Annotated in this window: 12 protein-coding genes; all 12 read right to left on the bottom strand. The window is 69.3% G+C overall.

Annotated features, from left to right (window positions below; genetic code table 11):
* Positions 1–137: 137 nt before the first annotated feature.
* The 12 genes from tatC to argS all read right to left on the bottom strand — a co-directional run bounded on the left by tatC (position 138) and on the right by argS (position 10,282).
* Positions 138–902 carry a twin-arginine translocase subunit TatC gene (tatC, locus tag SCI24_RS19145; protein WP_318726894.1) on the bottom strand — a complete coding sequence of 255 codons (765 nt, stop codon included), beginning with the start codon at positions 900–902 and terminating at the stop codon, positions 138–140.
* The gene (gene tatB / locus SCI24_RS19150; protein WP_318726895.1) at positions 899–1,339 is read right to left on the bottom strand and encodes a Sec-independent protein translocase protein TatB; all 441 of its coding nucleotides are present in this window, start codon (positions 1,337–1,339) and stop codon (positions 899–901) included. The genes tatC and tatB overlap by 4 nt, the downstream gene beginning before the upstream one ends.
* 6 nt (positions 1,340–1,345) lie before the next feature.
* Entirely contained in the window at positions 1,346–1,624 is a 279-nt protein-coding gene (tatA, locus tag SCI24_RS19155; RefSeq protein ID WP_318726896.1) for a Sec-independent protein translocase subunit TatA, read from the bottom strand.
* A gap of 52 nt (positions 1,625–1,676) precedes the next feature.
* Positions 1,677–2,012, bottom strand: a complete 336-nt coding sequence (locus SCI24_RS19160) for a phosphoribosyl-ATP diphosphatase (protein ID WP_318726897.1) — start codon at positions 2,010–2,012, stop codon at positions 1,677–1,679.
* 43 nt (positions 2,013–2,055) lie between these two features.
* Positions 2,056–3,678 carry a ubiquinone biosynthesis regulatory protein kinase UbiB gene (ubiB, locus tag SCI24_RS19165; RefSeq protein WP_318726898.1) on the bottom strand — a complete coding sequence of 541 codons (1,623 nt, stop codon included), beginning with the start codon at positions 3,676–3,678 and terminating at the stop codon, positions 2,056–2,058.
* On the bottom strand, positions 3,675–4,316 hold the full coding sequence (locus tag SCI24_RS19170) for an SCP2 domain-containing protein (RefSeq protein WP_318726899.1): 642 nt from the start codon (positions 4,314–4,316) through the stop codon (positions 3,675–3,677). Before SCI24_RS19170 ends, ubiB begins: the two co-directional genes overlap by 4 nt.
* 7 nt (positions 4,317–4,323) lie before the next feature.
* Positions 4,324–5,079: a bifunctional demethylmenaquinone methyltransferase/2-methoxy-6-polyprenyl-1,4-benzoquinol methylase UbiE gene (ubiE, locus tag SCI24_RS19175; RefSeq protein ID WP_318726900.1), complete on the bottom strand. Its 756-nt coding sequence runs from the start codon at positions 5,077–5,079 to the stop codon at positions 4,324–4,326.
* A 346-nt stretch (positions 5,080–5,425) separates the two neighbouring features.
* The gene (locus SCI24_RS19180) at positions 5,426–5,809 is read right to left on the bottom strand and encodes a DUF971 domain-containing protein (RefSeq protein WP_318726901.1); all 384 of its coding nucleotides are present in this window, start codon (positions 5,807–5,809) and stop codon (positions 5,426–5,428) included.
* 62 nt (positions 5,810–5,871) lie between these two features.
* Entirely contained in the window at positions 5,872–7,194 is a 1,323-nt protein-coding gene (hslU, locus tag SCI24_RS19185) for an ATP-dependent protease ATPase subunit HslU (protein WP_318726902.1), read from the bottom strand.
* Positions 7,195–7,196: 2 nt separating this feature from the next.
* The gene (hslV, locus tag SCI24_RS19190; RefSeq protein WP_318726903.1) at positions 7,197–7,715 is read right to left on the bottom strand and encodes an ATP-dependent protease subunit HslV; all 519 of its coding nucleotides are present in this window, start codon (positions 7,713–7,715) and stop codon (positions 7,197–7,199) included.
* A gap of 149 nt (positions 7,716–7,864) precedes the next feature.
* Positions 7,865–8,593 (bottom strand): SPOR domain-containing protein, encoded by a 729-nt coding sequence (locus SCI24_RS19195; RefSeq protein ID WP_318726904.1) that lies wholly within the window; start codon positions 8,591–8,593, stop codon positions 7,865–7,867.
* 3 nt (positions 8,594–8,596) lie between these two features.
* Positions 8,597–10,282: an arginine--tRNA ligase gene (argS, locus tag SCI24_RS19200; RefSeq protein WP_318726905.1), complete on the bottom strand. Its 1,686-nt coding sequence runs from the start codon at positions 10,280–10,282 to the stop codon at positions 8,597–8,599.
* Between the last annotated feature and the right edge of the window lie 201 nt (positions 10,283–10,483).

The raw sequence follows: 10,483 nt of genomic DNA on the forward strand, positions 1-10,483 counted from the left end.
CCGCTTGGCCGCTTGGCCGCTTGGCCGCTTGGCCGCTTGGCCGCTTGGCCGCTTGGCCGCTTGGCCGCTTGGCTGCTTGGCTGCTTGGCTGCTTGGCCGCTTGGCTGCTTGGCTGCTTGGCTGCTTGGCCGGCGCTATTACTCCGCGTCCTCCTCGTCCTTCTCCCGCTTGCGGCGGACCAGCCGGCCGAACAGCAGGCCGACCTCGTAGAGCAGGTACATCGGCACCGCCAGCAGGCTCTGGGAGACCACGTCCGGCGGGGTGAGCAGCATGCCGATGACGAAGCAGCCCAGCACCACGTAGGGGCGCTTCTTCGACAGGCTCTCCACCGTGGTGGCGCCCGAGAGGATCAGCAGGAAGGTGGCGATGGGGATCTCGAAGGCGACCCCGAAGGCGAAGAACAGCTTGAGGACGAAGTTCAGGTACTGGTTGATGTCGGTCATCACCGCGACGTTCTCCGGCCCGGTCTGGGTGAAGAACTGGAACAGCAGCGGGAAGACCACGTAGTAGGCGAAGGCGGCGCCGCCATAGAACAGCGCCACGCTGGAGGCCAGGATCGGCAGCGCCAGCGCCTTCTCGTTGTCGTAGAGCCCCGGGGCCACGAAGGCCCAGGCCTGGTGCAGCACATAGGGGATGGCGGCGAACACCGCCACCACCAGGGTCAGCTTGAAGGGCGCGAGGAAGGGCGAGGCCACCTCGGTGGCGATCATCTGCGAGCCTTCGGGCAGCAGCGCCATCAGCGGCTGGGCGACGAAGGAGTAGATGTCGTTGGCGAAGGCATAGAGGCCCAGGAAGATCACCAGGATCGCGATCACCGCACGCATCAGCCGCGAGCGAAGCTCGATCAGGTGCTCGATCAGCGGGGCCTGGTTCTGCTCCTGGGGGTCACCGGTCTTGCTCATCGGGGGGCAGAATCCTTGTCGGCGGTAGAGGCATCGGCGGGGCGCTGGGAATCATCGGCCTCGCTGCCCGTGCGGGCCCTGGCGAGGGCGTCGTCGAGGCGCTTCTCGGGCGGGGCGGCCGGCGGGGCCTCGCCGGCGTCGTCGGCACGCGAGGCCGGTGGGCGCTTGTCGCTCTCCTCCTCGGCGATGCTCTCCACGCCGCGCTTGACCTGCTGGACGCCCTCGTCGAGCTTCTTCTGCTGCTCGTTGAGCTTCTGGCGCAGCTCCTCCGCCTCGAGCTGGGCACTGATCTCGCGCTGCATGCCCGAGACGGTGCGCTTGATCTTGCCGATCCACAGTCCCAGGGTACGGGCGGCCTTGGGCAGGCGCTCGGGGCCCAGCACCAGCAGGCCCACCACGCCGATGAGCATCAGTTCGAGAAAGCCCATATCGAACATGGCGGGTTACTTGCGCTCTTCCTGGCGCTCTTCCTGGTCGTGGGCCTTCTGCTCGGCCTTGACGTCGTAGGTGTTGACCTCCTCGTCATGGCTGACGCGGGCCTGGGGGTCGTCCGCCTTCTCGCCCTCGTCCTTCTCCTTCTCGTCCTCGTGCATGGCCTTCTTGAAGCCCTTCACGGCGCCGCCCAGGTCGCCGCCGACGTTGCGCAGCTTCTTGGTGCCGAAGATCAGGATGATGATGCCGAGAACGATCAGCAGCTGCCAGATACTGATACCACCTAACATAATTGCTTCCTCAGGTTGGGGCTCCGGGAGGTCCCGGAAGGGCCAGTTGACGCTAGGGTTGCCGTGCGGCCTTCTCGTCGTGTCCGGAGACGCCGAAGCGGCGGGCCAGCTCATCCAGGACCAGGCGGTGGTCGAGGCCCAGGTGCGAGAGCATTACCAGGCTATGAAACCACAGGTCGGCCGTTTCGGCGATCAACGCTTGGCGTGCCGACTCGTCGCCATGCTCGGCATCCTTGGCGGCCAGCAGGGTCTCGGTGGCTTCCTCGCCGACCTTCTCGAGTATCTTGTTCAGTCCCTTGTGATGCAAGGCCGCCACATAGGAATCCCGTGGCTCCGCGCGGCGGCGTTCTTCGAGCACAACGTGAAGACGGTCGAGAATATCGCTCATGGGTGAAGGTTCCGTTGCAGTGGGTGGAAGGACGGGGCGGCCCTCAGTGCCAGGCCAGCAGCAGCACGCCGAGGGCGGCGGCGGCCAGGGCCGGCCAGGGCTGGCCCGCGGCCCACTCGCTGAGCGGCTGCCAGGCGAGCGCGGCGGCCAGCAGCAGCAGGCCCAGGCGAATCCGTCGCTGGCTCCTGCCCCGCTGGCTCAGCGCTCGGGAGATCCCGCCCATGGCATCGACCTGGCGGCGCCGCTGGCGGTGTTCCAGCTCGGCACGACTGAGTGCCTGGTGGGCGAGCACCGGCAGCTCGGGAAGCTGGCGAGAGAGCTCCGGGGCCTGCCGCTTGAGCGACTCCCAGAGGCCGCTGGCACCGGCGCGCTCCTTCATCCAGCGCTCCAGGTAGGGCTTGGCCGTGCTCCACAGGTCCAGGTCGGGGTAGAGCTGGCGGCCCAGCCCCTCGATGTTGAGCAGCGTCTTCTGCAGCAGCACCAGCTGCGGCTGGACCTCCATGTTGAAGCGCCGCGCGGTCTGGAACAGGCCCAGCAGCACCTGGCCGAACGAGATGTCCTTGAGCGGCTTCTCGAGGATCGGCTCGCAGACGGTGCGGATCGCCGCGGCGAACTCGTTGGCCCGGGTCTCCTCGCCCACCCAGCCCGACTCGATGTGCAGCGCGGCCACCTCGTAGTAGTCCTGATGGAAGAAGGCCAGCAGGTTGCGCGCCAGGTAGTCCTGGTCCTCGCGGGTCAGGCTGCCGACGATGCCGCAGTCGATGGCGATATACTGCGGGTCCTGGGGATGCTCGAAGGAGACGAAGATGTTGCCCGGGTGCATGTCGGCATGGAAGAAGTTGTCGCGGAACACCTGGGTGAAGAAGATCTCCACGCCACGCTCGGCGAGCTTCTTGAGGTCGGTGCCCTGGGCGAGCAGCGCCGCGGTGTCGGCCACCGGCACCCCGTAGATGCGCTCCTGCACCATCACCCGGCGGTGGGTCAGCCCCCAGTGGATGGCCGGCACGTAGAGCAGCGGCGAGCCCTTGAAGTTGCGCTTGAGCTGGGAGGTATTGGCGGCCTCCTTGGTCAGGTCGAGCTCGTCGAACAGCGTGGCCTCGTAGTCGCGGACCACCTCCACCGGGCGCAGCCGGCGGGCCTCGGGAATCCGCGCCAGCACGCTGGCGAAGCGATACATCAGCGCCATGTCCTGGCGCATCACGCGCTCGATCCCCGGGCGGATGATCTTGACCACCACGGCCTCGCCCCCGTGCAGCCGGGCGGCATGCACCTGGGCGACGGAGGCCGAGGCCAGGGGCTCGGGCTCGAAGCCGGCGAAGGCGTCCTCCAGCGACATCGCCAGCTCCTCCTCGACCAGGGCCATGGCCTGGTGGCCGGGGAAGGGCGGCACCTGGTCCTGGAGCCGCTGCAGCTCGTCGGCGATGTCCTCGGGCAGCAGGTCGCGGCGGGTCGAGAGCATCTGGCCGAACTTGACGAAGATCGGCCCCAGCGACTCCAGCGCCAGGCGCAGACGCTCGCCCCGGGAGCGCTCGCCGATCGGCACTAGGCGCAGCGGGGAGAGCGTGAACAGGCCGCGCAGCCACCAGGGCATCCGCTCCAGCGGCAGGAGGGTGTCGAGCCGGTAGCGGGTGATCACCCAGAAGATGCGCGTGAGCCGCAGGATCATGGGGCCGTCTCCGGCTCGGCCAGGCGGCGTCGCAGCCGGGCCAGGCGCGCCTCGAGGCGGTCGGTGGCGATCTCCATCTCGGTCAGGTGGTCGCGCAGCGCCTCGAGCTGGTGACGCCCCGGCAGCAGCCGGGCCTCCTCGAAGACATACTCGCCCACGTCGGCGCAGAACTCCTGGCGGGTGCGCAGGCCCCAGCGGGAGAGGCTGCGCAGCCCCTCCGCCAGGCTATGGGCCGGGATGTCGCCGAGCCAGCGGGCGAGTTCCGCCTCCCAGTCCAGGTCGAGGTCGAGCAGCAGGTCGCGGGTCGCTTCCAGCAGGTGGGTGCGCCCCCGCACGGCGAGCTTGCCCTGGAACATCAGGCGCTCGACCGAGGCCCCGCCCAGCAGCTCGCCGAGGGTCTCGGCATCCAGCTCGACCACGGCGTCGAAGCCCTCCTCGGCGGTGTCGTCGGGGCGCAGCAGGTCCAGGCCGGCCGGGTGGAAGTGGATGGCCAGCGCCAGGGCGGGGCGCTCCAGGCGAAGCAGGATGCGGTGACCGGCCAGCCGGGCCAGGCGCGACGGGGCCGCCGGGTCACGGGCGAGCAGGGCGTTCAGGGTGCGTTCCAGGCCGGCCAGCAGCAGGGTGGGAGACAGCGCCATCATGCCCTCACAGCTTGATGCCGCGGTGCAGGGCGACGATGCCCCCGGTCAGGTTGGTATACTCGACCCGCTCCAGCCCGGCGGCCTCCATCATCGCCTTGAGGGTCTCCTGGTCGGGGTGCATGCGGATCGACTCGGCCAGGTAGCGGTAGCTGTCGGCGTCGCTCGCCACCAGTTCGCCGATCTTCGGCAGCAGGCGGAAGGAGTACTCGTCGTAGGCCCTGGAGAACAGCGGGTTGCCCGGCTTGGAGAACTCCAGCACCAGCAGCCGGCCGCCGGGCTTGAGCACCCGGGTCATGGAGCGCAGCGCGGCGTCCTTGTCGGTGACGTTGCGCAGCCCGAAGGCGATGGTGATGCAATCGAAGGTGTTGTCGGGGAAGGGCAGGCATTCGGCGTTGGCCTGGACGTACTCGACGTTGCCGCCGACGCCGCTGTCGAGCAGCTTGTCCCGGCCCACCCGCAGCATGGAGGCGTTGATGTCGGCCAGCACCACCCGTCCGCGGGGGCCTACCATGCGCGAGAACTTCCGCGTCAGGTCGCCGGTGCCGCCGGCGATGTCGAGCACGCTGTGGCCCGGGCGCACGCCGGAGCGCTCGATGGTGAGGCGCTTCCACAGCCGGTGGATGCCCATCGACATCAGGTCGTTCATGACATCGTAGCGGGCCGCCACCGAGTGGAAGACATGGGCCACGCGCGAGGCCTTATCCTCGACCGGGACTTCCTGGTAGCCGAAGTGGGTGGTGTGCTTGTCACTGGCGCTCATGCCGTGGGGCTCCCGAATCGCTGCAATGGGGGGAGGCCTGGCGGCCTCGCGATGGGCGCCATTGTAGCCTTCCCCGGCGGCGATTGTCTTGACGCAGGGAATCACATGAACTGACTACCGAAGGCGCCGGGGACAGGTCGTAGAGAGGGTCCTATGCCATGGGTGAGAAGCACCGCTTCGAACGGGCTGGCCATGGATGGCCAGCACCGGTCCTGCAAGCGGAGCGGGATGCGAGAGCGAAGCTGGGCATCGGTAGCGCCCAGGGAGGAGGTCACAGCGCCCCCTCGACGGTCCGGCGCTCCGGGGCCTGTCGCCGGATCAGCCGAGGGGCAGGCTGGTTTTGCTTTCAGAGCTGTTTGATTTCGATGCCAAGGGGCTCCCGGGAGGCGCCGGACTCTTCCAGGCGCCGCAGGTAGTCGGCCCAGTTGGCCTCGCGCCGCCGGATCAGGTCGTAGAGGTAGTCCCAGCTGAAGAGTCCGCTGTCGTGGCCGTCGTCGAAGTGCAGCTTGAGGGCGTAGCGACCGGTCTGGGTGATGTCCTTCAGGCCCACGTGCTTCTTGCCCACCTGCAGGGTAGCGGTATCGGGGCCATGGCCGCGCACCTCGGCAGAGGGCGAGAAGACCCGCAGGTACTCCACCGGCAGCCGGTAGCTTTCGCCGCCCTCGTAGATGAGCTCGAGCTCACGGTCCTTCTTGTGGTAGTGCACCTTGGTGGGAATCGGGGCGGTCATGGTACCTCCTGGCTTGTTTCGCACCTCGAGCTTCGCGCGGCGCGAGGTGCGAAGCCCGTGGCTTAGAGAATATACCGCGACAGGTCCTCGTCCATCGCCAGCTCGCCGAGCTGGGAGTCGACGTAGGCGGCATCGATCGACAGCGGGCTGCCGAAGTCGCCGCCCAGGTAGGAGGCCTCCTCGAGCAGGCGCTCCATCACGGTATGCAGGCGCCGGGCGCCAATGTTCTCGGTGCCCTCGTTGACCTTCCAGGCGATCTCGGCGATGCGCGCGATGCCATCCTCGGTGAAGGCGACCTCGAGCCCCTCGGTGGCCAGCAGCGCCTGGTACTGCTTGGTCAGCGCGGCGGAAGGCTCGGTGAGAATGCGCTTGAAGTCCTCCGGCGTCAGGGCGTTGAGCTCGACGCGGATCGGCAGCCGGCCCTGCAGCTCGGGGATCAGGTCCGACGGGCGCGACAGGTGGAAGGCACCGGAGGCGATGAACAGGATGTGGTCGGTGCGCACCATGCCGTACTTGGTGGAGACCGTGGAGCCCTCGATCAGCGGCAGCAGGTCGCGCTGGACGCCCTCGCGGGAGACCTCACCGCCGCTGGACTGGCCGCTGCCCTTGCAGACCTTGTCGATCTCGTCGAGGAAGACGATGCCGTTCTGCTCCACCGCCTCGACGGCGCGGCTCTTGATGTCGTCCTCGTTGACCAGCTTGCCGGCCTCCTCGTCGCGCAGCAGGCCGAAGGCGTCCTTCACCGCTACCCGGCGGGTCTCGCTCTTCTGCTTGCCCATGCCGGCGAAGAGATTCTGCAGCTGGCTGGTCATCTCCTCCATGCCCGGCGGGGTCATGATGTCGACGCCGGAGCCCTGGGGCGTGACCTCGATGTCGATCTCCTTGTCGTCGAGCTGTCCCTCGCGCAGCTTCTTGCGGAAGATCTGGCGGGTCGAGCTGTCCTGGCGGGGCTCGTCCTCCTGGCCGCGGGGCGGCGGCAGCAGGGCGTCGAGGATGCGCTCCTCGGCGGCGTCCTCCGCGCGGTGGCCCACCTCGGCCTTGGCCTGCTCGCGCACCAGCTTGATGGCGGCCTCGGTCAGGTCGCGGATGATCGACTCGACGTCGCGGCCCACATAGCCCACCTCGGTGAACTTGGTGGCCTCGACCTTGATGAAGGGGGCGCCGGCCAGCTTGGCCAGGCGGCGCGCGATCTCGGTCTTGCCCACGCCGGTGGGGCCGATCATCAGGATGTTCTTGGGCGTCACCTCCTGGCGCAGCTCGCCGTCGAGCTGCATGCGACGCCAGCGGTTGCGCAGGGCAATGGCCACGGCGCGCTTGGCGTCCTGCTGGCCGACGATGTACTGGTCCAGGGCGTGGACGATCTCGCGGGGGGTCATCCGGGTCATGGTCAGAGCTCTTCCAGGGTGACGTTGTGGTTGGTGAACACGCAGATGTCACCGGCGATGGACAGTGATTTCTCGGTGATCTCGCGGGCACCGAGGTCGGTATTCTCGAGCAGGGCTCGGGCCGCGGCCAGGGCGTAGTTGCCGCCGGAGCCGATGGCGATGATGCCGCGTTCGGGTTCCACCACGTCGCCGTTGCCGGTGATGATCAGCGAGGCGTCCTTGTTGGCCACGGCGAGCAGCGCCTCGAGGCGGCGCAGGGCGCGGTCGGTGCGCCAGTCCTTGGCCAGTTCCACGGCGGCCTTGACCAGGTTGCCCTGGTACTTCTCCAGCTGCGCCTCGAAGCGTTCGAAGAGGGTGAAGGCATCGGCGGTGCCGCCGGCGAAGCCGGCCAGGACCTGCCCGTGGTAGAGGCGGCGCACCTTGCTGGCGTTGCCCTTCATCACGGTGTTGCCCAGCGAGACCTGGCCGTCGCCGGCCAGCGCCACCTGGTCACCGCGGCGCACGGAAACGATCGTGGTCATGGAGGGGACTCCTTGGGGAAGCACGGGGCTCCCGATGACTGGCGGCGCCGCGGGCAGGGCCGGGCGCCGTGGATGAACTCAGCAAGTGAAGTGCGGGCGGGGGGCGAGGAATTCAACCTTGGTCGCGCCTCCCTCGCCGGCCGGGCGGGTCAGTTCTGCAGCTGGATCAGCAGCGGCTCGATGCCCTGGGTGACCATCAGGTCCTGGGCGCGGGTGAGCTCGCGCCGGTCGCTGTAGGGGCCGACCTGGACCCGGTGCCAGGTGTCGCCGCCGCCGGCCTTCACCTCGCTGATCTTGGCGAGCAGGCCGAAGTCGCGCAGCCGGCCCGCCAGCCTGCTGGCATCGCCCGCCTCGCGGAAGGAGGCGGCCTGCAGCATGAAGCGGCCATCGGCCGGCGGCTCGTCCGTCGCCTGGGGGGACGGACGGTCGTCCTGCGCCGAGGCGTCGGACTCCAGGTTGGCGGCGATCACCTGGGCGATGGGGTCGTCGTCGCTCGTCGCCGCCGGCGTCTCGGGGCGCTCCGGCGGGGTGGCCGTGGAGGCCGGCACCTTGCCGCCCGGGGCGATCACCTCGGATTCCGGCAGCAGGGTGTAGAACTCGAAGGTCGGCATCGGCGGCGCCTCGGGGGCGGCGGCCGACTCGCCCTCCCCGGGCTCCTGGGGGGGCGCGGGCCTGGTCAGCACCGTGGCCAGCGGCGAGTCGCTGCCCTCCTGCCAGGGGGCGATACCCTGCTGGTGCTGGGCCAGCAGGAAGCCTGCCACCAGGCCGACCAGCCCCCACAGCCAGCCCGGGATGCCGCGGCGCGGGGGTGGCGCGGCGCGTCGCCGCGGGGTGCTGGTGGCGCCGCGCTTCTTCGCTGGCTGCTTGCGGGTGGCCATGGATTACATCTCCTCGGGCGCGCCGACACCCATCAGGTCGAGGCCGTTGCGCAGCACCTGGCGCGTGGCCAGCCCCAGCGCCAGCCGGGCGTTGCGCCGGGCGTCATCGTCGACCATCACCTTCACCGCGTTGTAGCAGGTGTGGAAGTCGGCGGCGAGGTCGAGCAGGTACTGGGCGATCTGCTGGGGCTCGTGGGCGGCGGCGGCATGCTGGACCACCTCGGGGTAACGGGCCAGGCGGTTGAGCAGCGCCTTCTCCTGGTCGGCCTCCAGCAGGGCCAGGCTCTGCACGGCAAGGGCGTGGTCGAAGGGCTTCTCCTCGGCCTCGGCCTTGCGCAGCATGCTGCACACCCGAGCGTGGGCGTACTGCACGTAGTAGACCGGGTTGTCGTTGGACTGGGAGCGCGCCAGGTCGATGTCGAAGGTGAGCTGGGAATCCGCCCGGCGCGCGGCCAGGAAGAAGCGGGTGGCATCGCGGCCCACCTCGTCGATCAGGTCGCGCACCGTGACGTAGCTCCCGGCGCGCTTGGAGAGCTTCACCTCGACCCCGGAGCGGGTGACCATCACCATCTGGTGCAGCACGTAGTCGGGCCAGCCCCGGGGGATGCCGGCCTCCAGGGCCTGCAGTCCGGCGCGCACCCGGGTCACGGTGGAGTGGTGGTCGGCCCCCTGCTCGTTGATCACCGTCTCGAAGCCGCGCTGCCACTTGTCCAGGTGGTAGGCGACGTCGGGCAGGAAGTAGGTGTAGTGGCCGTCGGACTTGCGCATCACCCGGTCCTTGTCGTCGCCGAAGTCGGTGGTGCGCAGCCACAGGGCGCCGTCCTGCTCGTAGGTATGGCCCTTCTCGATCAGCCGCGCCACGGTGGCCTCGACCTTGCCCTGCTCGTAGAGCGAGGACTCCAGGAAGTAGACGTCGAACGTCACGCCGAAGGCCTTGAGGTCGAGGTCCTGCTCGCGGCGCAGGTAGGCCACGGCGAAGTCGCGGATGGCCTCGAGGTCGTCCGGGTCGCCTGCCGCCGTGACGTGTCGGTCGTCGGCATGCACCGTCTCCCCGGCCAGGTAGGCGTTGGCCACGTCGATGATGTAGCCGCCGCGGTAGCCGTCTTCCGGCCAGCCCGGGTCGCCGGGGTCGATGCCCTTGACCCGCGCCTGCACCGAGCGCGCCAGGTTGCTGATCTGGGCGCCGGCGTCGTTGTAGTAGAACTCGCGGGTCACCTCATGGCCGGTGGCCTCGAGCAGGCGGCAGATGCTGTCGCCGATCGCCGCGCCGCGGCCGTGGCCGACGTGCAGTGGTCCGGTGGGGTTGGCGGAGACGAACTCCACCTGCACCTTCCGGCCCTGGCCGCTGAGGTTGCGGCCATAGGCATCCCCGGCCTCGAGCACCTGGCGCACCACCTGGGCGGCGGCGTCGGTGGCGGCGAAGAAGTTGACGAAGCCAGGGCCGGCGATCTCCACCTTCTGCACGGCGTCGCTCGCCGGCAGGGCCGCGACCAGCGCCTCGGCCAGCTCGCGCGGCTTCCTGCCGGCCGGCTTGGCCAGCATCAGCGCCAGGTTGGTGGCGTAGTCGCCGTGGGCCTTGTCGCGGGTCGGGTCGACCTTGATGGTCGGCGCGAGTTCGGCGGGCAGCACGCCCTGCTGCCGGAGGTTGTCCAGGGCGCCCTCGAGCAGCGCGATGATCGTCTCTTTCATGGAAGTGTCCGGTGTCCTGTGGCGTGGGCGGTGCGGGCGACCGCCGGGCGAGTCTGGGGCGCCATTATCGGCAATCGGCGCCGGGCTTTAAAGGTGTGCGGTCAGGCCAGGGTCTGCGGGTCGATATCCAGCGACCAGCGTACCCGTCGCGCCTCGGGGCGGCCCTCGAGCCAGGCGACCAGCCAGGCGCCGGCCTCGTGC

The sequence above is a fragment of the Halomonas sp. genome (assembly GCF_033549285.1).
Classification (GTDB): Bacteria; Pseudomonadota; Gammaproteobacteria; order Pseudomonadales; family Halomonadaceae; genus Halomonas.

Coding starts and splice junctions, on each gene's coding strand:
- SCI24_RS19180 (WP_318726901.1), bottom strand. CDS start 5,809: ATGACCGCCCCGATTCCCACCAAGGTGCACTACCACAAGAAGGACCGT.
- ubiB (WP_318726898.1), bottom strand. CDS start 3,678: ATGATCCTGCGGCTCACGCGCATCTTCTGGGTGATCACCCGCTACCGG.
- ubiE (WP_318726900.1), bottom strand. CDS start 5,079: ATGAGCGCCAGTGACAAGCACACCACCCACTTCGGCTACCAGGAAGTC.
- hslU (WP_318726902.1), bottom strand. CDS start 7,194: ATGACCCGGATGACCCCCCGCGAGATCGTCCACGCCCTGGACCAGTAC.
- tatC (WP_318726894.1), bottom strand. CDS start 902: ATGAGCAAGACCGGTGACCCCCAGGAGCAGAACCAGGCCCCGCTGATC.
- tatB (WP_318726895.1), bottom strand. CDS start 1,339: ATGTTCGATATGGGCTTTCTCGAACTGATGCTCATCGGCGTGGTGGGC.
- SCI24_RS19160 (WP_318726897.1), bottom strand. CDS start 2,012: ATGAGCGATATTCTCGACCGTCTTCACGTTGTGCTCGAAGAACGCCGC.
- hslV (WP_318726903.1), bottom strand. CDS start 7,715: ATGACCACGATCGTTTCCGTGCGCCGCGGTGACCAGGTGGCGCTGGCC.
- tatA (WP_318726896.1), bottom strand. CDS start 1,624: ATGTTAGGTGGTATCAGTATCTGGCAGCTGCTGATCGTTCTCGGCATC.
- argS (WP_318726905.1), bottom strand. CDS start 10,282: ATGAAAGAGACGATCATCGCGCTGCTCGAGGGCGCCCTGGACAACCTC.
- SCI24_RS19170 (WP_318726899.1), bottom strand. CDS start 4,316: ATGGCGCTGTCTCCCACCCTGCTGCTGGCCGGCCTGGAACGCACCCTG.
- SCI24_RS19195 (WP_318726904.1), bottom strand. CDS start 8,593: ATGGCCACCCGCAAGCAGCCAGCGAAGAAGCGCGGCGCCACCAGCACC.